Source organism: Prosthecobacter sp. (assembly GCF_044226605.1).
Classification (GTDB): domain Bacteria; phylum Verrucomicrobiota; class Verrucomicrobiia; order Verrucomicrobiales; family Verrucomicrobiaceae; genus Prosthecobacter.
On sequence record NZ_JBGAGS010000013.1, the window covers coordinates 18133 to 43189 of the forward strand.

At 61.4% G+C, this 25057-nt stretch carries 18 protein-coding genes; 2 read left to right on the top strand and 16 right to left on the bottom strand.

Annotation, left to right across the window (positions count from 1 at the left end; all coding sequences use genetic code 11):
* Positions 1-23: 23 nt before the first annotated feature.
* The 13 genes from ACILSO_RS18450 to rph form a co-directional block, all read right to left on the bottom strand.
* On the bottom strand, positions 24-3257 hold the full coding sequence (locus tag ACILSO_RS18450) for a TlpA family protein disulfide reductase (protein WP_395738919.1): 3234 nt from the start codon (positions 3255-3257) through the stop codon (positions 24-26).
* A complete protein-coding gene (locus ACILSO_RS18455; protein ID WP_395738920.1) occupies positions 3247-4230 on the bottom strand; it encodes a squalene--hopene cyclase in 984 nt (327 codons plus the stop codon). Before ACILSO_RS18455 ends, ACILSO_RS18450 begins: the two co-directional genes overlap by 11 nt.
* A 124-nt stretch (positions 4231-4354) precedes the next feature.
* On the bottom strand, positions 4355-6706 hold the full coding sequence (locus ACILSO_RS18460; protein WP_395738921.1) for a hypothetical protein: 2352 nt from the start codon (positions 6704-6706) through the stop codon (positions 4355-4357).
* Complete coding sequence (locus ACILSO_RS18465) at positions 6703-10050, bottom strand: hypothetical protein (protein WP_395738922.1); 3348 nt, start codon at positions 10048-10050, stop codon at positions 6703-6705. Before ACILSO_RS18465 ends, ACILSO_RS18460 begins: the two co-directional genes overlap by 4 nt.
* 53 nt (positions 10051-10103) lie before the next feature.
* Positions 10104-12308, bottom strand: coding sequence for a hypothetical protein (locus ACILSO_RS18470; protein WP_395738923.1), 2205 nt, complete (start codon positions 12306-12308; stop codon positions 10104-10106).
* A 129-nt stretch (positions 12309-12437) separates the two neighbouring features.
* A complete protein-coding gene (locus ACILSO_RS18475) occupies positions 12438-14432 on the bottom strand; it encodes a BatA domain-containing protein (protein ID WP_395738924.1) in 1995 nt (664 codons plus the stop codon).
* Positions 14429-14899, bottom strand: coding sequence for a hypothetical protein (locus ACILSO_RS18480; protein ID WP_395738925.1), 471 nt, complete (start codon positions 14897-14899; stop codon positions 14429-14431). Before ACILSO_RS18480 ends, ACILSO_RS18475 begins: the two co-directional genes overlap by 4 nt.
* Entirely contained in the window at positions 14899-15048 is a 150-nt protein-coding gene (locus ACILSO_RS18485) for a hypothetical protein (RefSeq protein ID WP_395738926.1), read from the bottom strand. Before ACILSO_RS18485 ends, ACILSO_RS18480 begins: the two co-directional genes overlap by 1 nt.
* Before the next feature lie 23 nt (positions 15049-15071).
* Positions 15072-15536, bottom strand: a complete 465-nt coding sequence (locus ACILSO_RS18490) for a hypothetical protein (RefSeq protein ID WP_395738927.1) — start codon at positions 15534-15536, stop codon at positions 15072-15074.
* Positions 15537-15610: 74 nt separating this feature from the next.
* Positions 15611-16516 carry a DUF58 domain-containing protein gene (locus tag ACILSO_RS18495; RefSeq protein WP_395738928.1) on the bottom strand — a complete coding sequence of 302 codons (906 nt, stop codon included), beginning with the start codon at positions 16514-16516 and terminating at the stop codon, positions 15611-15613.
* Between the two features lie 300 nt (positions 16517-16816).
* Positions 16817-17824 carry an AAA family ATPase gene (locus ACILSO_RS18500; protein ID WP_395738929.1) on the bottom strand — a complete coding sequence of 336 codons (1008 nt, stop codon included), beginning with the start codon at positions 17822-17824 and terminating at the stop codon, positions 16817-16819.
* A gap of 110 nt (positions 17825-17934) precedes the next feature.
* The gene (locus tag ACILSO_RS18505) at positions 17935-18873 is read right to left on the bottom strand and encodes a histone deacetylase (protein ID WP_395738930.1); all 939 of its coding nucleotides are present in this window, start codon (positions 18871-18873) and stop codon (positions 17935-17937) included.
* Positions 18874-18956: 83 nt separating this feature from the next.
* Entirely contained in the window at positions 18957-19742 is a 786-nt protein-coding gene (gene rph, locus ACILSO_RS18510) for a ribonuclease PH (RefSeq protein WP_395738931.1), read from the bottom strand.
* Between the two features lie 153 nt (positions 19743-19895).
* Between rph and ACILSO_RS18515 the strand changes: the two genes are divergently transcribed.
* Positions 19896-20576 (top strand): hypothetical protein, encoded by a 681-nt coding sequence (locus tag ACILSO_RS18515; protein WP_395738932.1) that lies wholly within the window; start codon positions 19896-19898, stop codon positions 20574-20576.
* A 223-nt stretch (positions 20577-20799) separates the two neighbouring features.
* Here ACILSO_RS18515 and ACILSO_RS18520 read toward each other — a convergent pair whose 3' ends face one another.
* Genes ACILSO_RS18520 through ACILSO_RS18530 form a run of 3 tightly spaced genes read right to left on the bottom strand, consistent with a single transcriptional unit; the run spans position 20800 to position 23891 of the window.
* A complete protein-coding gene (locus ACILSO_RS18520; protein WP_395738933.1) occupies positions 20800-22260 on the bottom strand; it encodes a hypothetical protein in 1461 nt (486 codons plus the stop codon).
* Between the two features lie 57 nt (positions 22261-22317).
* Positions 22318-23217 (bottom strand): potassium channel protein - like protein, encoded by a 900-nt coding sequence (locus ACILSO_RS18525; RefSeq protein ID WP_395738934.1) that lies wholly within the window; start codon positions 23215-23217, stop codon positions 22318-22320.
* Positions 23218-23219: 2 nt separating this feature from the next.
* A complete protein-coding gene (locus ACILSO_RS18530) occupies positions 23220-23891 on the bottom strand; it encodes a response regulator transcription factor (RefSeq protein WP_395738935.1) in 672 nt (223 codons plus the stop codon).
* A gap of 132 nt (positions 23892-24023) precedes the next feature.
* On the opposite strand from ACILSO_RS18530, the gene ACILSO_RS18535 reads away from it, so the two are divergent.
* Positions 24024-25016 (top strand): serine hydrolase domain-containing protein, encoded by a 993-nt coding sequence (locus ACILSO_RS18535; RefSeq protein WP_395738936.1) that lies wholly within the window; start codon positions 24024-24026, stop codon positions 25014-25016.
* Positions 25017-25057: the final 41 nt, after the last annotated feature.

Consider the following 25057-nt stretch of genomic DNA (forward strand, 5'->3'; position numbering starts at 1 on the left):
GACCACACGCACAAAAAAGTGGATTACTTCTCCAGCAGCTTCTTCACCTTCTCAGCGATGGTCTTCGCTCCATTCGGTTCATAGCCCGTCTTCACATAAGCCACCTTGCCATCCGGACCGATGACCACGGTGTGCGGAATGCCTTCCACGCCGAAGCTCTGTCCCACACGTTGGTTCGCATCCAGCGCGACTTCAAATTTCCAGCCGCGGGTCTCAAGGAAGGTCTTCACGGTGTCCTTGTCTTCGGCCTGGTTCACGCCGATGAACCGCACCTTCTTCGGATCGAGGGCGGCCATCTCGTCGATCATGCCGGGAAGGGACTTGATGCATGGCCCGCACCATGTCGCCCAGAAGTCGAGGACGATGACCTTTCCTTTCTCTTTGGAGAGATCGAACTCCTCTCCAGACAGCAAAGGAAGCTTGAAGGGTTTTGCGTCCTGATTGAGCAGCGGAGAGCTTTGCCCGCCGGACTCCGGCAGCACGGGCTCCGGCGCGTATTTCAGCTTCCAGTCGCGCAGCGCCAGCATGGAGGCGCTCTCTGGCGGCACCGAGCTTCGGATCACATGGATCTGCGAGAGCGGCACCCGGCAGTCGCCCAGCAGTGGGTTGGTGCCAAACACCGCATCCTCGGCAAAACGGGAAACTTTCAAGCCCAGTCGGCCGCCGTTGTTCAGCAGCAGCCAGTGGGTGATGACCGGTGGCTGGCCCTCCCGGTCCTGCGCCACAAATGCCGCGCTGACCGCGTCGGCGGGCTTGATGAGCCACACGGCGGCCTTCACGCGCTCGCGCGGCACCTGGATCGTTTCCATGCCGGAGCGCACGGCAAAATGGTCCGCGGTCGCCGCCTCGATCACGCCGCGCAGCAGGTCGCCATTGGCGGCGAGAAGCGCATGGCGCGGCGGATCCTCCTTGCGGAAGCGCGGCACCGTGAGCGCGTTCTCCTTGGCCCGCAAATCGACGATTGGAATGGCCACGCGCCCGGGAGCTATGGTGGCGCTGAAATTGCTGATCCCGCCGGAGCGCTCGCCATTGCCCCACAGGCTGAAGGGTTCGATGATGATGCCGCTGCCGGAGCGCATCTTGGGCGTGAGCGCGATTTTGCGCGCGGAGACACCCTTGAAGAAAACCTCCACGGAGTTCTCCGCGATCGCGATCCGCACAGGCATGGAACCATTGCATCGCAGGCGGAACTGGCGGTCCATCTGATCGCCATTGGATTCGAGGCCAAAGCAGACCTCGCTGCCCATGTGGCCAAAAAGAAGGTTCAAACTCGGGGCGCCTGGATTGGATTCGTCGCAAAACAAACGCATGCGCAGTGCGGAGAAGCCCACGTTGAGCAGCGAGAAATGGATCTCATTCACCTGCATGAACGAAGGATGGCCAAAGGAGCCGCCCGGATCGAGGCGCAGTTCCGCCTTGCCATTGCGCTGCACCTGCTGCGGGCCGCCGCGCACCCGGTGCCAGCCGGGATCTTCAAACCCATCCAGGTTCAGGCTGGCGCCGCCAAACTGGATGGCCTGCACCTTGTCAGCAGGAAGGTGTTTCACCGCGGCAACGTCGGACTCCAGATCGATCTGTTTTGCATCAATGGCGCGCAGTCTGCCGGGAATAACTTCTCCCTCCTGAAGATAAAACAGCGCCTCGCTGCGCATGGCCGCTGCCTCCGGTGCGGCGGCGCGGGAGATCTCCATGTCTCCCGTGCTTGCCATCACCACAGGTTTGAGGCCGCCTACAGGCTTCCAGCGCGGCTGCGCTTCGCCACCGGCGTCCAGCGTTCCATGCAGCACGTTTTTGTTGATGGTGAGAGAATCGAAGGCGGCCAGGTTTAGGTTTGCCGCGTCGGCGTCAAATCCTCGAAACTCCAGGTGATGAAGCGCTTGGGTCTTGAAGCTCACCGGCCCGTTCGAGAAAGTCGTTTTGAACGTGGCCACGTCGTTGCGCATGTGCAGCATGGTGCCGTTGATCCATTCGCCATCGGTGAACCACATTTCCGTGAGCGGCATGGCGGCCTGGGTGAAGGGAGAGGCGGTGGCTGCCACCTCGATGCCAAGGACCTTTTCCCACGGCAGGCTGGTTTCTGCGCCGTTTTCCATCCGCACGGTCAGGGTGCTGGCGTCGGCGCGCAGGGGCTGCGCTTTGAGGTAGTGCCCGTCCGTGAGTTCGATCCGGGGCCGCACGTTGGTGATGTCCGTTGGCAGCTTGCCATCCCACTCGCGCACGCGCAGCGTTTCCAGGCTGAGATCGGGGCCTTTGTTTAGCAGGGTCAACCCTGCGGGCTGGGAATCGTCATCGCCGTCCGAACTTCCCGCCTGCTTCTGAGCCAGGGCTTCCACGCGCACCTGCGCCGCACCCTGCACCACGCCAAAGAGGGCGCCAAAAAGTCCGCCGCCGCCACGTGCGGCTGGTTTTTTCTCCTCGGCTTTTGCATCGGGCGCCTGACCCGCTTCATCCACGGGCGGCTTGCTGGTTTCCGCCAGCTTGGTGCCATCCGCGCCGTAGATGGCGCACAGCCCTGTCTCACGGTTCCAGAACAATGTCAGCGTCACGCGCCGGTCATCTTCACTGAGCTTCTGCACACGCTCAAAAACGCGGCCCTGCAGCACCACATCATCCACCCAGGTCTCCACCGTCATGCGCTCCTTGTCCGCAGCCTTGAGTTCGATCTTAAATTCCGGCCGCACACTGGAGCTCAGGGTGAACTGCATCTCCAGCTTTGCCGGCGCGTCAAAAGGGAGTGTCGCGGAGTGGTTCCATCCCACCTGCTGCAGCGCGGCGCCCGGCACCATGCGCCAGAACTTCGTCTTGTTGTTCGCCGCACTGTCCGTGTTTTCCGGTTTGGACTCGATCCAGCCGCTCGTGCTCGAAAGCGCGGAAAGGGGCATGCCCGGGGCGTTGAGGCGCTGCATGCTTACCACGTTGTCACGCAGGACCTGGATGGTGCCAAAGCGGGCGGACTTCACACCGACCGTCTCCGCATCCATGCTGGTGATGCCACCAAACAGGCGGCTGCCGTCGGCAAGACGGATGCTGAACGGCTCCGCGGTTTTGGAGTCTGTTTTATGCCGGTACACCCGCTTCAGCACATTCATGCTCACCTCAAAATCCTCGCTGAACATGGGCGCGCGCCAGATCACCCTGTCCGCCTCGGCTCTCACGAAGTGACCGCCGATCCACTCCCCGTTCTGCCAGTGCAGCTCGGATGCATTGCCGGTTCCGCCCGCCAGCAGCAGTGCTGTGATGAGGTGTTTAGCGTTCATAGATGGGCAGGAAGCGGTAGTTCAGGGCCAGCGCCAGCAGGGACATGCCGGTCTCATAAGGGCCGTTGCCAAAGCTGCCGTCCGCTGCCTGGCTCTCCCCCAGCGCGCGTGCCGTGGCGGCGTTCCACTTTTGCCAGGACGCGTAGTCGCCCTGAAACAATGCCTGGGCCATGTAGTAGCGGAAGTATTCCTTGTAGCTGTTCTCGGAGTGCTCCAGCCGCTCGGTGATGTGCTTGAGCGTCGCCTTGAATTCCTCCGTGTCCTTGTGTTTCGAAACAGACGCCACCAGCGTCGCGATCGCGCTGCGGTTCATGGACTCGCCGAAGCCGCCAAAACCTCCCGTGTAGGCCACGCTGCCGTCCTTCCCGGTGCAGCGCTTCATGTATTCCAGCGCGGAGTTCACCACATCGTCCGGCACCTCCATGCCCGCATTGCGCGCGGCCAGCAGCCCCATCAAAACAGCGCCTGTCACGGAGGTGTCGGCATCCGTCGAGTTGGGCATGTAGCGCCATCCTCCCCAGCGGTTGGCCTTCTGCGCCGTGCCGGCGCAGCGGATGGCCAGATCCAGTGCCTGGGCGATCGTGCGCACCGGCTTGCCGCCTTCCCACAGCAGAGACTCGTCCACCGCGCCGTAGGCTTCGGAAAGCGAGAGCATCGCAAACCCGTGATGGTACATGCTGTTCGGCAGGTAGCCGCTGCTGGCGTCCTGGCTGCGGATGATGGCCCGCACTGCACGCCGGATGTTCGGCGCATAGCGGCCGAAGTTCGGATCTTCACCACTGGCCAGAAAGGACATCAGGCAGATGCCGTCGATGCCCGCTCCATCATTCCCGCCATGCCAGCTTCCAGACTCGCTCTGCTTTGAGGCCAGCCATGCCAGCCCGCGTTCATACACAGTCTCCACCTCCTGCGGTATGGCACCGCCAAAACGCAGCGAAGGGTCCTGACCGAAAGCTCCCAGGGAAAAAAACAAGCCGCATAACAGGAGAAGAAACAACGAACGACAAACCACCGGCAGACAAGCTCTGTCGTGTGAGCCAGCAGAAAGCCTTTTCATAATAAAGTCTCCGTTGTTCATTCGTTCGTCATAGGCCCGGTCATTGGTTCAGTATAAAGCCGCCGTTGATGATGATCTGGTTGCCATTGGCCTGCGCGCCTCTCTTCATGCGCTGTTCGTGATTGTTCTTGATGCCCTCCCAGTACTGCATCGCGTCGGGCAGGTCGCGCTCCTTGCACAGCTTCCATTGCTCCGGTGTCAGGATCGCCTGCATGTCTTTTTCGGAAATGCCTGCCACAGGCACCAGGGCGTAGTAGTATTGTAAAAACCACTGCAGCGACATGTAGCGCTCGATGTCCGGGAGGTATTCGTCGAGGACCTTCCGGACGGCGGTTTCAAATTTGGCGCACTGCTCCGCGGAAAGCTTGCGCCGCCGGTCCAGTTCGGACACGCTCATCGCCGCCATGGCTTTCAGGCGGTAGCTGCTGTGCTCGGCGGCGACTTGCTCGAGGATCTTTTGCTGCGATTCATTCAGGGTGGTTTCCAGGGCGGTCTTCCACACGTCCGTGTTTTGCGGCTTGATGTCGTTGCGGCTCAGGCTGGCCCTCTCGGTGCCCGCCAGCGCCTGCAGCACATTCTTGGAGTTGGCGGTCGCCACGCTCTGGCGCACAAAATTTTCGGTGAACTGCCGCCAGTTGCCCAGGCTGCTCTCCACCGCTCCCTTCGCCGCGGTGGTCAGCTTCTCCACTGCCGGCTCAGGGAGGGAGAGCAGGCGGGTGGCTTCCTCCACCAGCGGCATCATCGTGGCGAGCGTTCGGGTCCGCTCCGTCACATACATCTTGTACAGGTGCCGGGAGATCGCCAGCTCCATGTCCGGCACCTCCGGAAAGCTGCCGCTGCTGTCCGGCATGACCGTGCGCGAAACATTGCTGTTGGACGCGATCAGCTCGCGCCAGTGCTTCCATTGAGTATCGTCGAGAATGGCGCGCACCTTCTGCTCGTTCACTTTTCCGGCATTCTGAAAAAGCTGGATCACATTGTAGCTCCAGTACTGCTGGCGCCGCTGGTCCATGAGCGGGCGCATGGCATCCGCCAGCAGAGGCTCCAGCTCCGTGCGCTGCTTGGCGGTCATGCCGAGCATTTTGTCCATCTCCGCCAGGCAGGCGCGGGAGACGGCCAGGCAGTTGCGCTGCTCACGCTCCTTGTATTCCGTGGCCATCCGCGTGCGCTCCTCTTCCGAGAGCAGCTTCTTGATGCCTTCCGTCCAGATCGGAAGCTTGATCGCCTGATGCTCCTCATTGATGCCAAAATAAATGTTCCCGCGGATGCGCTTGCGCTCCGTGTTGGAATAGTTCTTTGCCTGCAGCAGCCAGCCCTTGCGCGCCTGGTTCAGGGACTCCTGGATGGCATCCTTCGAAAGTTTCTCCAGCGCCTTCTGGCGTTCCTTGTTCAAATCCAGCGCCGTCACCATGCCGTCGATCTCCGTGGCCATGGCCATCTCCATCTGCTGCTGCGCCTGCTGCTCCGAAGGCTTGATCATGTCCGCGACTTCGCTCTCCGCCTTGCCGAGCTCCTCCGTGTTGGACTTGTGCCATTGGGCCATCTTGTTCTCTGGCAGCACCTTCGCCGCCGCCTCATCCCACGCTTTGTCCCACACCTCTCCGCGCGGCCGGTCAAAGCGGATGTAGAAATAGCTGCGCCCCATGATGTTCTCGCGGGCGTCGGGCGGCAGGGTGCGCAGCATGCCGGTCGCTCGTTTTCTCTCCGCGTCGCTGATCCGGTCCAGCAGACTCTCCGCCGCCTTGTCCAGGGCCGCGACCTGGGCCTCCGTGAGGTCGAGCTTCTTCTTCATCTGCTCAATGCGGGAGCGCAGGTCTTCATTCATCGGGCCGCGCGACTCACGCACCCACCGCTCAAGGTGGGAGGCGATGTCCTTGTCCACCCGCTTCCGGGCCTTCTCATCCTCCTCGTGCCACGTGGCGTAGCGTGCTTCACCCAGCGTGGATTTCAGTGCGGAGAGCCAGCCTTCATTTTCATTCGGCGGCGTCCAGTCCTCCACCGGCTCATTGGGTCCCGCCACTTCCGGCTTCCACATGCCGATGTGCCGGATGGCGGCGGAGTCCGAGGTTCGGCTCAGGTAGGTTCGCATCATCACCACGGCCAGTGGCTGCCAGGCCTTCACGGAAGTCTCCACTGCCTTGCCGGAGGCAGTCTGCAGCGCCGCTTTTTCCTCCGGCGTGAGCTTGACGGTGGTGTCAATCTTTTCGACCACCTCCTCCATCAGCGTGGTCAGCTGTTTCTTCTTCTCTGGCACACAGGACTGCACAAATTCTGCCAGCACCTTTTCCACCGGTTCGGAAAGCGGCTTCTTCAGCTCGGCACGCGATGGCGTCTGCGCCTGGGTGTTTCCAGTAACTGTCAGAACGGCTGACAGCAGCAGCAGTTTGATCATTTGCCTGCACCTCCCGCTTCCAGCTTGTTGAAATAGGCGTCGAGTCCCGTCTTGAACTCTTCCGGCAGCTCACGACCTGCCTTGCCAGTGGCCTGGCCCACCGGGCGCGCATTCACATTCGCCTCGGCATCCGGGCCGGGGCCGAGGTCCGCCAGGGCGGCATCGCCCGTTCCGTCTCCTCCTCCGCCGCCACCGGGGCTGCCGCCACCGCCGCCGCCTCCTTTGCCCTGGCGCTTGGCCTGCAGCAGCAGCTCGATGGCTTCCGTCTCTGCCGCAATGGCCGGTGCGCCGGTGTCAGGCTTGTCCAGAATGCCCGCCGCTTCATCCATCACCTGCATCACGGCATTCAGGAGCTTGAGCTCCTTGCCAAACTTCTCGTTCCCTTGTGGCAGCCTCAGGATGTCATCAAACGCGCCGCGCGTGTTGGCCTGAATGCCAAACTGCTTCGAGGCGAGCACCGACGACTTCTTTGCATGCTCGCCCTCTTTCAGCGCGGCCTTCGCGTTTTCCAGTTCACGCGTTTCATCGCGCAGCTTCATCTCATCCCTCAGGGACTTCATCACCTTCAGCACGATCTCCGGCGGCAGGCTGTCTGCGCTGCAGCTGCTGCAGGATTTGCACTCGCTCGCCGCCACCATCTCCTCCGCCCAGCGGTCCAGCGTGTCCGCCCAAAACTCCGCTCCGGCCATGCTGTTCCCGCTCAGATTCACCGCGGCCTGATCTCCCAGATACGTCAGCATCTTCACCACCTGCGTCTCCTTCATCTGCCCGATGATGTTCTTAAAGTGCATGTCCGGCTTGCGTGCAAAATACGCCTCCAGGTCGCTCTGGATCACGCGCACGGTTTCGCTCTGCGTCTTTTCGTTCTCAGCGATCGCCGCCGCATCCTTCACCGGCTGGCGTTCCAGCCCGAAAGCGCTCAGCGTTTTCGTGTTCAAATCCTTCGACACGACAAGCTGCTGACGTGACGCGGCCTTCAGGCGCTTCACAAACGTACTCGCCTCCAGGCTCGCCAGAATGGCGCCCAGTTCATCGGACACCCGGGCAAACTCGGCCAGCAGCAGCTTTTGTTCATCCAGCGCATCCTGCATCTTCTTCTGCGCCTGGGAAGCCGGCGGGCTCTGCGGCTTGTCTTCCTCCTTGTCGTCCTTCTTCTTGCCTCCTGGCGCCGCGGCCATCTGCGTGGTCGGCAGTTTCAGGGTGCTGGGCTTCGGCGGCGAAGGCTTCGCATTCGGATCAGCCGGCTGCGTCTCCGCCTTGCTCATGCTGCCTTCTTTGTCGGAGATGCTCGGCATGTTGTCCTTCTTCTGCTCCTCATTGGAGGCTTTGCCAGGCTGGGAAGACTTTGGCAGATCCGGCCCGTTGGCAATCTGCGGCGCACTCGGCTTGTCCGGCGCTGCCTTGCCCTCGCCCGGTTTGCCTTCCTTCGACTGCTGTTGGTTTGCCTGATTCGATGGCGGAGTCCCCGCCGTTGCCTGCCCTGCTTTGCCGCTCTGCGCATTGGAGCTTTGCTTCAGCAGATCCGCCACACTGGGCATCCGCTTGGCCGAAATGTCCTGGAGCGACTTCAGCATCGTCGCCCACGACTCCAGCCGCTTCGCATCAAACTCATCATTGCGCGTCGCCTGTTCCACCAGGCTGCGGCCGCTTTGGTTCAGCATGCCCAGCCGTGTCGCATTCGCATTTTCCGCACTCGCCTGCTGGGCGATCTTCCGCCGGTTCTCAGGACGGTCCAGCTCTCCGGGAGTGAGCGAACGCAGCTCCTTGTTCGTCGCATGCAGCTGCTGCTCGCGCTCGTAGCTTTCGCGCGCCGCTTCCAGCCATTTGCCAAACTGCTCGGTGAGCCAGAGGGCGTGGTCGGTCTTGTTCAGCACATGGAGCACAAAGGCGGTCGAATAAGAGCGCTTTCGGTTGGGCAGGTAATCCTCCGCCCAGGCGCGAATCTCGAGCGTCTGCGGCGCCACGCCATCCCGGCTGGCGCAGAAGGTGGCTTTGGAGGAGAGCATTTTCTTTTCCGGCTCGCCCGCTGCGGCGATCTTGTCGCCCTTCGTCTTGTCATCATTCACGCTGTGCCATTCCAGGCCCGTGCGCTGGATGCCAAAGTCGTCCTGCACATCCAGATCGAATACCACGACCTCGGAATCCAGCACCACCTGCTCCTGTGTCTCGCGTCGTGCGGCCAGGCGCGGCGCTTCATCGGCTAGGGCGTTGATCTTTAAAACCAGCGGCTCGCGTGGCGTCAGTCCATCGCGGTCCTTCCACATCACATGTTTTTCGGCATCTCCGGAGACTTCATGAAATGGCGTTGTCACCTTGGCTCCAGAAACTTTCTCCGCCTCGCCATCGACTTCCGCCGAAGCCAGATCCCGCGAAGCGGTCGCCTCCAGCGAAGCCTTCGCCCCCTTCAGCACGCTGACCGATCCGCCACGCACTTCGATCATCGGCTCCGTCTTGTATTTCAGGTAATCCGGCAGCCGTGTGCGCACCGAGAGCCCGGTGAGTTCCGGCCGCGTGCGCGGCAGCACGTTCACATGCTTGCGAATGTCTCCCAGCGACAGGGAAAGCGAGGCGTCTTCCTTTTGCGGTGGGAAGGCCAGGGGATAGGCGCCCTCCGCGAGACCGCTGACCACGACCGGCTGATCACTGATCTGCGCCTTCGCTTCCGAGGGCGACCACCGCGTGTCCTTGTTCAGCTGCACTTTCAGGTCAAACGGCTCCGCATACGGCACCACAAGCCGGTCGGGCAGGGCCTCAATTTTGGCGAAGGTGAAGCGCTCCACGTCGCGCCAGGGCGTGGCCCATCGTGCCACCGCGTTCCAGGCAGCATCCGGCACCAGCGTCAGCGCCGCCACTGCCAGCATCGCTGTGACACCCGCCGCCCAGCCCCACTGGAAATGCTTGGCCTGCGGCACCGCATGGGAGAAGTCCTTGTCCTTCACCGCCTCCGCCGCCTGATCCATCGCCGCCTGCACCAGGCGCTCGCTGCGGCCTGCGGAGCCGGCCTCCACATGGGCCAGTTCCACGATGCCCAGCAGCTGGTCCCCCAGCCGCGGAAACGTGCGCTTCAGCAGCTTGGCCGCATCCTCCAGGCTCCGCTGACGCCACACCCAGCGGTGCCACTTCAGCGGCAGCCCCAGTCCCAGCACCGCAGCACCCGCGATGAGGAGCCCCGCTCTCAGCCACACCGGCGTCTCCATCACCCGGTCCAGCGCAAACACCAAAATATAAGATAGCACGATGCCGAATGCCGCCGCCAGCAGCCCCTCGGTGAGTTTAACAATCCAGACGCGCTTGCGAAAATCCGCGAGCTTCGTTTCGAGGATGACCGGCAGTTCGGTTTTCATAATTGGGAAATGTTATCCTGAACAAACGTCCCTGACGAGCTTTTGATTGGGGATTAAAACGCCCCGGCGGCCTTTCTCCCCACCCAGAAAACGCCCATCAGCAGCACCAGCAGCCCGGCCCAGGCGGGGTGGGACCAGATCTGCAGCCTGCGCTCTTGAACAGCAGGCTCCGGCATGGCCGCGATGGCTGCGACGATGGCCTCGGGGTCATTCGCGTCCAGCATCTTGCCTTTGGTAAACTGGGAAATCTCCCGCAGCACATCCAGCCGCGCCGGCTGCCCCCGCTTTTCTCGGCTGGTGCCCTGAATGGAAATCTTCGTCTCAAGACTCGATCCCGCCTCCGCGCAGCTGAGCTGCACGATGTGCTCCCCGGGCTCCACCGGGCTGAAGACACCATTGAACAATCCCCACGCCTCCTCCCCCGCGGGCATCAGCCGCACGCTGCTCACCTTGCCACTCGGCGCTGCGATCTGGGCGATCACCGCGCCGTCGCGCAGCGGCTCGCCCGTGGCGCTCATCACGTTCGCATTGAGGGTCAGCACTTCGCCCGTGCTCGGCCGGTCGGGCGAATAAAAGAGGCGCATCTTGTCGCCGCTGCTCATGTTGCGCTGATAGGCCATCCACCGCACCACCTGGCCCCAGAAGCGGTAGTGGTACTTGTCCTCCACGCCTTTGCGCCAGCGCCAGGCACCGTCCGTCCCCATGAAGAGAATCTTGCCCGCGCCGTAGGTCTTCGTCACGATGAGCGGCACGCGGCCAAATTGATTCGACTCCGTCCCATGCGTCGCCAGCACCTCGCTCCCGGCCTTGGCCCGCAGGGCAGGGGCATACCATTGGAATCCGGGCAGATTCCCCCACACCCGAGCGCTCGCTTCGTCGCTGTCTTCCAGCTTGGTCAGCAGGCTGTGGGTGCCAGCCTCGGTAAGCGCAAATTTGCCCGGTGAGGACGAGCCCCATCCACGTGGCTGCGCCGCATCCCACACCACCGGTAGCAGCTCCGCCAAAGGCGTCTCCTGCAAGGTCGATTGGAAACCGTGAAACCCAGGCATAAACACAAGTCCGCAGGCCTGATCCCGCACCACCTTCTGCAAGGCGATGCACTGCTCAGACTTCAGCTGGCTTTTCTCCAGGCCCACATCGCCAAGGAAAACCACATCATATTTCGTCAGCTCCTCATCTTTCGGGAACGTCTTCAAATAGCCCTGCCCATTTCCCACTTTGCCCAGCCCGGGGTGCAGCAGCAGGCAGTTCACGTCCACCCCTGGATCTCGCTCCAGCGCATTGCGCAGGTAGCGGTATTCCCAGCGTGGAAAGGATTCGATGATCAGCACCCGCAGCTGCTCTTTGCGGATGGAAAGCGGCGCTTCCTGCGAGTTGTTTTCAGGATAGCGCTCCGCCGGCGTCTTCGGAATCGTCAGCGTCAGTTTCACCTCGCCCGGCTTTTCCGGCTTCCACGCGATCGCGTCCTGATATCGCCCCATCGCAGGCAGCGTCACCTCCTTGGTCACGATCTCGCCGCTGGAGGATTTCATCTCCAGCATCACCACCTCATCACGTGGCAGCGAACTGTCGATCGTGAAGGGAATCCGCAGCGGCTTTCCTGCCACTGCAAAGGTCGGTACGTCAAAGCTGCTCAGCTCCACATCCGGCAGCCGCGTCTCCGCACCCGTCGGCACCGCAAATACCGGCACCTCGCGCATCCGCAGCCTTGTGGTGGCCTGCGAAGGCGCAGCCCCTGTGTTCCAGTCCCCGTCGCTGATCAGCACCACCGCCTTCAGGTTCGGCTGTTTCTCCAGCGCCCCCGCCAGCGCCGCATGGATGTCCGTCCCTTCCGTGGCAGGCGTCTGCGCCGAGGAGAAAGGCTCGATCACCACATCCATCCGCTGCTTCAGCGGTTCCCACAGCTTCGCATCGACCAAGGTCCTCGCACTCTCCTCACGCGACTTCGGCTCCGCATTCGGCTGCTTCTTGTCGATGACATCCTTCGTGCTCATGCTGCCCGAGACGTCATGCAGCACCGCCAAGGTCGGCTTCGTCTCCGGCTTGAACGTCTCCAGCCACTCCGGCTGCAGCAGCGTGACCGCAATGCCCACCGCAATCAAAATCCGCAGCAACTCCAGCCACCCCATCACCGCCCGATACCCGCTCCTCCTCCAGGCCATGATCGCCAGTCCCGCTATCGCCACAACAAACGCCACCCCCACGCCAAACGCGACGGGTGTGGGATTGAAGACGAGTTGTGATGTGGTGGGTGTCATGGGGCAAATCTTCCTCTTCCTCCTACTCTGACTCCTCCTCCCTTGAGGGGTGGAATTTTGGATGAAATTGGAGAGGCATAAAGTTCACGGGGTCAGAGGGAAAGGACGCTGGCGGTGTCTGGAGTCGAGTCATCGCGCAGGAGAGGGTTGAGTTTCACGCTTCCCCGGCATGCACAGCAAAGCCTCACCCAGAAGCGCAAGTGCCATCAGGAAAAGGAACGTGCGCCAGATTTCACTCGCCAGGCTTGCGTTGTTTTCCACCTGGTCCTCGATCACGTGGTAGTCCAGCCCGGTAAACAGCTCTGACAGCGCGGTTTTCCCCAGCGTTTCGGCATGATCTTCACTTAGCGGCCGGTTAAGCGCGATCAGCCGGTCGCCGTTCTCCACCACGCCCGCGCGCAGCGGCTGTTCAGAGCTCAGCACCGTCTGCCCATGGCGCTTCCACACGCTCAGATCTCCGCTGCCCAGCGCAGTCGCGCCAGCCTCACGCTGCTGTGCTTTGCCCAGCCCGCGTGCTCCATCCTGCAGCGCACGGTGCAGCATCACAAACATCACCACCCCATCGCGCGCTAGGCTCGATGACCCAGGCCCCGGCAGCGTTCCCAGAAACCACGCATTGCCATCGCCAGGAATGTCAGCCCGCATCAGCAGCGGCACATTGCCGTTCAGCCGCGCCAGCGGCGTGCCTTCGCCCAGGATCTCACAGCGGCGGCTTACTTCCAGATCACCCACAGGCAGGGAGGCGCCGCTGCGCGTGTTGGCCAGCAGACCCGTGTCATTGCGCCACCACTCCACCGCAGCCGGTTTCGTTTCACTGCTCCACGCCCCCCAGTGCAGCCCCCCAAAGGCCTCCGCTCCAGCGGATTCCACAGGCAGAAAAAGAACACTGCGTCCTGCACTCAGGTGATTCGCCAGCTGTTTGGAAACCAAATCATCCGCCTTCGGCAGCGCCGCATGCCAGATGATCAGCGCCACCTCCTCCCACGCGATCTCAGCAGCTCGCGCTGGCGGCAGCACTTTGGCGGCATACTTGCGCGTGGGATCAGCCGCGGCCTCCAGCGCCGCCAGCATGGGACCCGCCTCCGTTTCATCATCGCTGACAATCACCGACTGCAGCACCGCAGGTTCATCAAACACGAAATGGTACACGTTGTCAGCAGGCGAAGCGTCAGCAGGGATTTCCACCCGCCCCGCTCCCCGCTTCGTCGCTTTGTCGAGCGGAATGGAATGCCCTTGCAGCACAAGCTGGGAGTCCTTCATCTCCAGCTTCAGCGTGGTGCTCACGTCATTGATCACAAAACGCACCGGCAGCTCCAGCGGCTCATGCGCGCTCGCATCTCGCGTGATGCGCAGATCCAGCAGCAGCTCCGCCTTGCCGGCGGTTTCATGCCGCGTCGCATGCTCCACAGAAACCGAGAGATTTTGCACGGGAGGCTGTGCATAGCTCAGCAGGTGAAAGCGCAGCCCCTTCAGTGTGGTGAAGGCGCTTCGCAGCGACTGCCACCGCCCGCTCGCAGCATCCCAGTCACTTTGCCGCAGATCGCTCAGCACCCACACATCCGTGCGCCCCGTTTGATTCGTGGTGATGTAATCCAGCGCCCCTTGCAGCAGCGCCGGCACATCCGCCGCCGTGTCCGTCGGACCCGTCAGCGGCAGATCGATCAGCGACTCCGGCTTCTCCAAAAGCTGCGGCTGCAAATGCCCGTTCTCAATGAGCACCAGCTTTGAGCGCACACCCACTGTATCACGCAGCGCCTGCGCCAGCTTCGTTATCCCCGCCGCACGCTTGCTCGTGCCCGTGGCCAGGTTCTGCTGCTCCATGCTCGCAGAGCGGTCCAGCAAAACGATCACCGTATCCGGCACCCCGCCCGTAAGCCCCAGCAATCCTCCCGCCATCGGCCGCGTGATGACAAACAAAATCCCCGCCACCGCCAGCACACGAAACGCCAGAATCAAAATCTGCCGCAGCCGTGAAAGCCCCTTGTTCATCCGCTGCGCCATCCGCAGAAACATCATCGCCGCCCACTTCACCTGACGCCGCCGGTACAGGTGGATCAAATGAATCACCACCGGCAGCAGCGCGAGCGGCAGGGCATAAAGCAACGCTGGAGCGAGGAAAGTCATAGTCCGCCTTGTTCGGTGAAGTCTCTGGTCTCGCAGGCGTCGTACTTGGCTTCGAGTTGACGGGCTGCCTCAGGCGCTTTCCAGACACGATAGATAAAGTAGGGGATCAAAACGAGATTTCCCAAAACCAAAGGCCAGCCCAACGGCGACCCGTCGGCTATAACTTCCCTAAATGCGATGGAGAACCCCTGCGGCACCAGCACTGCCAAAAGCATCTCACCAGAATCATCACACATGTGCCGCCGAGTGATGCGTAGCCGAGCATACAAAAGCGTCATCACGAGCTGCAACGCGGCTGAGCCATACCAGCAGAGCTGCTGTTTCGAGCTAAGTTCCAAGGTCAAAGCGGAATGAAAGCGAAAAGCAGTGAAGGCGACCAGGAATAAGAAAACTAAAAAATCCCCCGGCCGCATGAAGCTGTAATGCGGCTGGCGTCTGAAGGTGGAAGGCGCAGTCTGTTCGGACATCACCGTCCCCCTTTCTTCTGGATGCGTACGAGAACGGGCACCCGCTTTTCCTGAAATGCCGCGCGGCAGTGCACAAAGATCAAACGCATGGCCAGTGCCAGCAGCACGATTAGCAGAGCATAGACAGGAGCTTGAGCGAGTAAGGTCATGGGTGGAGTGGCACGAAGGACTGTCAGCGGAGTCCAGGAGGGACTGCGATGTTTTTGAGCGGTTGTTCTTTGGCCTCAGGCTGATAGGTCACATGCTCCTTAAATCCCAGCGCCTGGCACAAACCGTTGAGCTTCACGAAGTCATTGTGGTGCACCAGCTCATCCTTGGGCCAGCACTGTACAGTGATGCAGTGGAAACAGACTTCAATAGCCGCGACGGGTGTGTCCTTGGCGTAAAACACGAAGACATGATGGGGATCATAGCAAAAAGCCAGGCTCACGGGTTTGGCGGCATCAAAGGTGGCGGCAAGAAGCTCCTTCGCCTGCTTGTCATCGAGCGTGACCTCCTGCGTTTTCACCTTGCTCAATCCGGCAACAGTCGAGGCAGTGACAGCCTCTGCCACAAACGTGCTGTGGTTCGGGTTTTCAAAGTGATAACCGATCACTTTGTCATAAGCGACATGGGGCCACGCTGTGCCCTCTGACACAGATTTGGAAGAGGTCTGGCCTGACGCCGGGAAACAAATGCCCGCCACTAAAGACAATAGAAGCAGCACACGCATCATCCCCGTCCCCCTTTCTTCTCAATCCGCGCCAGCAGAAATTTCGCCAGCACATCATCATACTTCTCGTGCAGCTTCACGCGGTGGTAGTCCATGCCGGTCGTTCTCACCAGTTCATCGATCTCATGAATGTACTGCCGCACCGCCTCACGATAGTTGCGCGCGATGAGACTCGGATCGGCCAGAATCGCCTCCCCACCTTCCATGTCGATAAAGCGGGCGGGCCGGTCAAAGTCGAAGTCCAGCTCCTGCTGATCCAGCAGGTGGAAAATCGCGATGTCATGCTTGCGAAACCGCAGATGCTGAATGGCAGACTTCAATTCCACCGGCGGCACAAACAGGTCGGAAAAGACCACCACCAGCGCACGCTGCCGGATCTTCTCCGCCGCATCATGCAGCGCCGTCAGCAGCGTCGTGCCGCCAACCGGCTGAATCCCGGACATCTGATCCAGCACCAGCCCCAGATGCGAAGCCCCGCGTTTTGCAGGAATCTCCACCGCCTTTTCCGCCAGACTCCACAGCCCCACCGCATCCCCCTGCTGCGCCGCGATGTAGCCCAGCGTTCCCGCCAGCTTGCGCGCATACTCAAACCGCGTCGCACCCGCAGGCCCGTAGTTCATGCTCCCGCTGGTGTCGATCAGCAGACAGAGTCGCAGATTCGTGTCCGCTTCGAATTCTTTAATATAGAAACGGTCACTCCGCCCCCACGTCCGCCAGTCCAGTCGTCGTGTGTCGTCTCCCGGCACGTATTTCCGGTACTGCGCGAATTCCAACGATGATCCTCGCACAGGACTCCGGTGCTTGCCCGACACTCCTCCAAGCATCGCCTGACGCGCATTGAGCGGCAGCGCCATCAAGCGCGAAAGAACCGCAGGCTCCAAAAACGATCGAGAATTCTCAGCCATGTTCGCGTCCCTCCCATTTCGTCCTCGTCCTCGATCCTTGCGCTCCAGCCCCCCTGGGAGCGCGGCACTCCGATGCCGCAGTGCTCCGCACTCGCACAACGCCCCGCGCCACCCCATGCCTCTCCCTCAAGCTCGCTTCCCCCCATCGCGGTCCAGCCAATGAGTATGTTTTCAAACGTTCGAGCGGATAAACATCCAGCTTTTCGTGATCAAAGAGTGAGGAAGGCATAAGAGGCGCGATTGGATCAAGGACGAGTCAGAGTAGCAGTGCGAGTTCGAGAACGACTCCGGCAAAACCCATCACCCCGCCTTCGCCAATTCATCCACCAGCCTCTTCGCCACGTCCCTGCTGCTGATCCCATCGCTCTCCGCCGTAAACGTCGTCATCACACGATGTCTCAGCACCGGCTCCGCCACCTCCATGATGTCCTCCAGCCTCACCATGTAGCTGCCATACAGCGCCGCACGCGCCTTCGCACCCAGGATCAAATACTGCACCGCACGCGGCCCCGCGCCCCAGCTCACCAGCGGCTTCAGCCACGCAGGCGCCTCGCTGCTCGCAGGCCGGGTCTTGCGCACCAGATCCACCGCAAACTCATAAATATGATCCGGCACCGGCACACGTCGCACGAGATCCTGAAACGCCAGCACCTTTGGGCCATGCAGAATGTGCTCCAGCGTCGGCAGGCTCACGCCCGTGGTGCTCCGGGCGATCGCGATCTCCTCCTCCCGGCTCGGATAGTCCACCCCGATCATGAACATGAACCGGTCCAGCTGCGCCTCCGGCAGCGGATACGTCCCCTCCTGCTCGATCGGATTCTGCGTGGCCAAAACAAAGAACGGCGAGTCCAGCGTGTACGTGCGCCCTGCCACCGTCACCTTGTGCTCCTGCATCGCCTCTAGCATCGCCGCCTGCGTCTTGGCCGGCGCGCGGTTGATCTCATCCGCCAGCACAATGTTCGCAAACACCGGCCCCTTGGCGAACTCAAACGCACGCTTCCCGCCCGGCAGCTCCTGCAATATGTCCGTGCCGGTGATGTCCATCGGCATCAGATCCGGCGTGAACTGAATGCGGCTGAAGCTCAGCGACATCGTTTCAGCCAGCCGCGAAATCAGCAGCGTCTTCGCCAGCCCCGGCACCCCCATCAGCAACGCATGCCCCCGGGCAAACAAGCAGATCGCCAGCTGCTCGACCACCTTGTCCTGGCCGACGATTATTTTCTTCAGCTCTGCGCCGAGCTGGACGTAAACTTTGCGAAGCTCATCAATGGCGGCGACATCGTCTTGCGGGAGCGGAGTGTTGGACATGGTGATTTTTTAGGAATGCTGCCACATCGCACCAGAAAAGCGGCGATCTGACAAGCGCGGTGTACGTAAATAAACTGTCAACGCCGCCGAATCTTGGATTTGCTTGTCGTTTATCCGACGAGCGTCTGAACATGATGCGTCACCGCGCTGGCCAGGCCCGCAATATTGTAGCCACCCTCCAGCACGGAAACAAGCCGGCTCCCACAGTGAGTTTTGGCGGCTTCCAGCAGCAGCTTCGTCAACGCCACAAAGTCCTCATCCGTAAGCCGAAACTGACCCAGCGGATCATCAATGCGCGAGTCAAACCCCGCCGAAATGAGAATCAGGTCCGGCTTGAAAGCATCGATCGCCGGCAGCACCCGGTCCGTAAAGGCCGCGCCGATCGTGCTCATCCCGGTGCGCGCGGGGAAGGGGAGATTCAGCGTGCAGCCCTTCCCCTTGCCACTGCCCGTCTCATCCGCATGCCCGGTGAAGGGGTACAGCGGACTCTGGTGCGTGCTGCAAAACAGCACGCTGCCGTCTTCATAAAAGATGTCCTGCGTCCCATTCCCATGGTGCACATCCCAGTCCACAACCGCCACCTTCTGCGCCCCATGCTTCTGCTGCGCATGCCGCGCCGCGATGGCGATGTTGTTAAACAGGCAGAATCCCATCCCCTGCGCCGGCCTCGCATGATGTCCCGGCGGCCTTACCGCACAGAAGGCATTCGCCGCCTTCCCGGCAAACACCGCATCCACCGCATTGAGAACTCCTCCCACCGCCTGCACCGCCACGTCATAAGACCTCGCACAAATGGCCGTGTCCCCGGTGCTCAGGTCATCCAGCCCAGACTCCACATCACGCTTTGCCTTCGCGATGTATCCCCGGTCATGACAAAGCGCCAGCTCATCGAGTGTGGCCGCACGCGGCACAATCGCCTGCATCTTCCCCACCAGCCCCGCATCCGTCAGCGCCCTCGTCACCGCCACATGCCGCGCCACACTCTCCGGATGCCCCGGACCGGGATCATGCTGCTGATAAATAGGATCGAGAAGCAGTGCGGTCGTCATAAGCTTGCGAGGTGGTGGACTCCGGCTTCAACAAACCATCGCCAACCACCGCAAACAACTGCCAACCACCGCAAACTTTTTCCTCATCGCTTGCCAAAAAACTCCGCCAGCTTCTGCAAGTCTTTCCCCTCAGCAGGTTTCATCGCAGCCGTGATGGCCGCCTCCTGAATCGCCACCAGTTCCTTCACTCCCTTGCGCCCGTATTCCAGCATCGAATGCAGCTGCGCCTCCGTAAAGGTCGCTTCCTCACCGCTGCCCTGGATCTCCACAAACTCCCCGTCCTCCGTCAGCACAATGTTGCTGTCCACATCTGCCGCCGCGTCTTCAGTGTAGCACAGGTCGAGCAGCGTCTCGCCCTTGAGAATCCCCACGCTCACCGCAGCAATTTTCTTCTTCAGCGGCTGCCGCGTGATCTTCCCCTTCTCCAGCAGACGATTGAAAGCGACCGCCACGGCAATGCATGCGCCGGTAATCGCCGCCGTGCGCGTGCCGCCGTCAGCTTGCAGCACATCACAGTCCACGCACAGCGTGCGCGGCCCCAGCTTTTCCAGGTCAACGACCGCACGCAGGCTGCGACCGATGAGGCGCTGAATCTCCGTGCTGCGTCCATCCGGCTTGCCACGCGAGCTCTCACGGTCTTTGCGCTCCAGCGTGGAATACGGCAGCATGGAATACTCCGCAGTCAGCCATCCGCCTTTGACGTTCTGCACCTTCATCCAGCGCGGCACTTCTTCATTGATGCACGCCGTGCAGATCACACGTGTGTTGCCAAAGGCAATGAGAACGGAACCCGCTGCGTGCGGGGCCACGTCCAATACATATTCGATTTTGCGGAGTTGGTCGGACGTGCGTCCATCGGTTCGGGTCATGCGATTGATTAGCATGAAGCAGGGACGCACCAAAGCCTTTTGTAAGACCGTGAGCACACGTTTGAACAAACGCCGGACACCCTGCGTCGAACCCGGTAACAATAATTGGCATTCGATATGCTAGAGGTAGATGACAGTTCAAACTTAATCTCCATGACGCGCTTTCCCCGCCCTGGCTGCTGGTTCCGTTTCACCCCAACGGATTGGAATTTTATCCGCGACACCCTGGCGCTGACGGAGCGCGGCAAGGAGGGCTTCATGGCCATGATGGATGACCCGGACGCCGTGCCCATCATCCTCGACAACGACAAGCTCTTCGAGGCCGCCATCAAATCACGCAAGGCCGCGGTGCTCTCTCCAGAGCTCTTCTTCTTTCTCGTGGTGCGTCACTCACTCAAAGAATTTGGCATCAAGGAGATGGCCGTCGCGGACTACATGGCCGTCGTCTGCGCAGACTTTGGCTGCTCGCCCACCAAAGGTCCGAACGACATCAATCACAGCGTCGACAGCCTTTACAGCGTTGATTACCTGGAGGCCATTGAGAATGCCAGCCGTCATCACAAGTTCTTCCTCCACGTGCAGTGTGCCAATCAGTTTCTGGTCCTCACCTGCCTCTACCCCGACTTCCTCCACCGCCGCGCCGCACGCCGCGGCGCTCCCGATGTGGACTACTACGAGCAAGTCGTCGTCAGCCATCTCGATGCCGCCCGCAAGCACGTCCTCGCCGATGAATTCGCCATGGAGGAAACCTTCGAAAAAGTCGCCGAATGTTTTCCCCCCGCCCGCCGCGCCATGAACCACACCGTGCGCGAATACCTCAGCCTGGGCCAGTAGCAGCACGCCCATCAAAACACGCGTTTGAAGCTGAACACCGGGGCAGTGCCAGCAGGCACACGGAAAGCGCCACCCTCTGGCCGTAGGTTGGCCGTGTTTGGCGTCCACCTTGCGAAAAGCCGTGGCACTCACGCGAGCGCGGCAGCGTTTTGGAGTGCTCCGGCCCTCCGGAGCTTTCGAGCACCCAGTTCGCTCTAAAAGCCCCAGACCACCGCAGCCCGCACTACAGCGAAGTCGTCTTGCTGGGCTCGATCCTCGGCAGCGTCGGCGAGGTCGTCAGCATGATGGCGATGTCCTCCCGTCCTCTCCACGTGCTGCGGTTCCACTTGTTCTGCATCCCTTTCATGATATCCGCCGCCACCTGCCGCCGGCCAATCGTAACCGCGAGCAGGCCCAGATCGCTGCGCAGTTCGTAGCTCCCAGGCCACTGCGCCACCGCAGCGCGGATCGCTCCCTCCACCGTGTCCAGATTAAGCCGCGGCTGGATCGCTGGAAAATCCCCGTCCGCGTAGATGTGGCGCAGCATCTGCGCCGCCAGGCCGCCTTTGTTGGTGGACTGCAGTTCCTCCACGATCGAAGCGCAGATCTGCCGCCCCGTTTCGTCGCCTTTCACGAAGCACTCGCCCAGCACGATGGCAAAAGGTGCGTAGTCCGGGTACTTCCGCAGACCCTCTTGAAACACCGGCCCGATTTCCTCTGCGGGCCGCCCGGTGATCGCCTGCAGGCGCAGCATCGTGTCATACCACGCCGGACTGGTCTTCGGAATCTCCTGCATCAGTTCCAGCCCGCGGTCCGAAGCCTGGCGGACCGTTGCAATGGAGCCCCCGTTGTAAGTCTCATACAGCGCATAGTGGAAAAGGTAGCGTGCCTCCGCCAGCCGGGCAAAAACGGAGGCCGTCTTCTGCTTCTGCCAGAGGCGGATGGCATCATGGATCTCCCGCCAAGCGCTTTCAGATTTGCTGTCCTGGTCCAGCGGGCACATGGCATCCATGATGATGTTGAGCGCCCAGTCGCCTCCGGACGTTTGCAGCTCGCTGCTGTTGATCGCGTTAAAAAAATGCTCCAGCCGGTCCACGTTTCCTTCACGCAGCCGCAGCACAGCCATGTGCTCGATCGCCTTGCGCTGCTGTGGCCCGTCAAACTCATCCCGCTCATGCGGAAAATGAGTCTTCCCCACCACCTTCAGGCTCATCGCCGCATAGAGCATGCAGCAGTGCTCATGGTAGCGCAGGTTCTCCCGCACCCACGTCACTCCGCGATCCTCCGCCAGCATCATCGCATACGGAAACTTCGTTTCGATCAGCTCGATGGCAGGCGCCGCTTTTTTGACATCGCCGTAGTAGAGGCACGTGTACGCCTTCGCCAGCAGCACCGCGCCCGCATCATGGTAGGCCTTGTATTTCTGCGCCTGTTCCCAGCTTTGAAAGTTGGTGATGGAGCCGGAAAGCCGCGAGCCTGCGGGTATGGCCGTCTTCAGCGCGTCATCCATGTCCTCCAGGTGCCTCGGATTGCGGCTGGCATACCAGTACTTGGCCGCCGCCTGCAGATTGTCATGTTTGGCCCGTTGATCCGCATTTTGGGACTCACGCAAAGCCTGCTCGATCACATGAGACGGCAGCCGCTGTGCGAAGGCGGAGGCACAGGTCAGAAGACCAAAAGACAAAAGCACGAGCAAAGCATTCATTATGGTAATTATAAAGCCTGCTCTGTCTCAGTGTCAAACGTCCCGGACCTCAGAAATTTACTCCTGCGGCATCTTCCCACGCTGCTCTGCCAGCCTCGTGCGCAGTTTGGCCAGTTCTTCCTCGAGATCCTCGATCTTTTTCTCCAGGGAGGCGCAGTACTTCGCGGGGTCCCTTTGCTGTAGCCGCTCCAGGAGATTGAACAGCAGCACCACCCGCCACAGCCGCGCCCACAGGCCTCGCAGGCGATAAGCCCGCAGCAGCCTGCCCGCCCGCAGCATGCGGGTAAATCGGAAAAGGTTCAGCACCCGCAGGAAGGCCACCAGCGGCAGCAGAATGATCACCAGATTGACCCAGTTCTTGAGGCAGTAGGCCATCTTGCTGGGCGCTGCGGCGATCATCCAGAGAAACTCCATCGTAAAGCCGATCCAGATCACGCAGGTCGTCAGGTGCGTGGCAAAGGCCATGCGCGGATGATTCTCCAGCGTCTCGCCCCCGGTCAGTTCCGCTCCCAGCACCGGCAGCACCAGCAGCGTCAGAATCACCATCGGCAGCGCCAGCTTCTCCTCCAGCTGTTCGGACGTCTCCTCTCCCACCGGCTTCCAGCCCATCCCCGGCAGCCACAGCCATCCTCTCGGCTTGCTGGTGGCTACGATCATCCGCAGCGGCGGAAGCAGCGCGGTCAGCACCAGCCGCCTGAGCCGTTCCGCCAGCGCATCCTGAGTGACGGTCAGGCCGGCCAGGCCCTCGACAATGACCACGGCCCAAAGCGTGAGGACCAGAGGAAAAAACAGCGCGTGCCCCAGGCACCATTCACGAAAGGAGTCGCCGCTTTCCCCATGCGGCAGCACCAGCCCCACCACCGTCAGAAACGCCACCGCCACACCAAGCATCAGCCCATGCCGCACACCGCCACCATGCGGGACCGGCCCTGAAATGCTCGCAGCGCTTACGCTCATGATCAACCCCCACCCAGCGCATAACCCACGCCACGCACCGTGCGGATGAGTTTTTTCTCGCGGTCCTTGTCGATCTTCGAGCGCAGCCTCTGGATGTACACCTCCACCAGATTCGTCTCAGGGTCCATGTTGTAGCCCCACACATGCTCATAGATCTGCATGCGCCCAAACACCCGCCCCGGGCTGCGCATCAGGTGCTCCAGCAGCTCAAACTCCCGCGTGCTCAGCTCGATGTCCTCACCCCCGCGGCTCACTTTGCGCTCCAGCAGATTGATGCACAGATCCTCCACCCGCAGCAGATGGCTCGAATCCCCCGCCTTGCGCCGCACCACCGTATGCAGCCGCGCCGCCAGCTCCTCCACAAAGAACGGCTTCGTCATGTAATCATCCGCGCCCAAATTCAGCCCTTCGATTTTTTCTGGCAGCGTGGACCGCGCCGTCAGCAGGATCACCGGCACATTGTTGCGCTTCTCCCGCAGCCCTCGCAGGATGCTCAGCCCGTCCCGTCCCGGAACCATGATGTCCAGCACCAGTGCGTCATACGGCACCGTCGTAGCCATCTCCCACGCCTCATCCCCATCATCGATCGCGTCCACCTGGATGCCCTGCTCCTCCAGCCCCTTTTTCGCAAAGGAAAGCAGTTTGGCCTGGTCTTCGACAAGGAGAATGCGCATGCGCCGGGATGATGCGGCGAGATGCCAGCTTGTCCACCGGCACCTGACGAAATGAGGAATCGATAAATCCGCAGCGCGGCGGAATGACGAAGTCAGGATGGCAAATTCCCTCGCTTCGGCTAATCATCCGTCATGACGACCCTGCTGGCATTCCTGCATTTTTTCTCGTCCGCGCCGGCAGCGGACGCACTCCCGGCGCAGGGCATCCAGGCCGCCGCCGCCTTCTCCGCCGCTCACGGCGGACACGCGTTCCTGGTAAAACAGAACGGCAAAATCCTTCACGAATCCTACGCCAACGGCCACACCAGATCCGAGCCTCACCGCATCTACTCCGGCACCAAGGCCTTCTGGGGCCTCACTGCCTTTGCAGCCGAAAAAGACGGCCTCTTCTCCATGGATGAACGCGTCTCCGACACCATCACCGAATGGCAGGGAGACAAGCGTAAGAGCCAGATCACCGTGCGCCAGCTCCTCGACTTCAGCCACGGCCTGGAGCCCATGTTCGGCCTTCACGAAAACACCTTCAAGGACCGCACCGCCGCCTCTTTGAAAGCCGGAGCCGTCGCCTCTCCCGGCCGCTCCTTCATCTACGGCCCAGCCGCCCTGCAGGTCTTTCACGAACTCCTCGCCCGGAAACTCGAGCGCAAGCAAACCCCCACCCGTTACCTTGAGCGCAAAGTTCTCAGCCCCCTCGGCCTCGGCTCCCAGCGCTACCTGCCAGACCAGCATGGCGCACCCCTCCTCGCCGCCGGCTTCATGCAAACCGCCCGCCAGTGGTCCGAGCTCGGCACCTGGATGCTCAAGCACGAAGACGTCCTCATGAAGCTCCAGGGCAGCAGCGCCAATGCCGCCTTCTCCTTCGGCTTCTGGAACAACCACGCCGCCGCCAGCCCTACTGCCCGCGAGATCGATGCCGAGGCCACACTCGACAAAAAATGGCAGCAGCAGTCCTGGCGCCACGCCTGCCTCTCCCGCTCCGCCCCCCCCGACCTTATCGCCTGCATCGGCTCCTACGGCCAGCGCCTCTACATCGTCCCCTCCATGAAACTCGTCATCGTCCGCCTCGCCAAAGACTCAAAACCCAACGACGCACAACTCCTCCGCCTCCTGTTTTCAAAAGGCTGAACCCTCCCTTTCGAAATTCATCGCCATACTCACCCTTGATG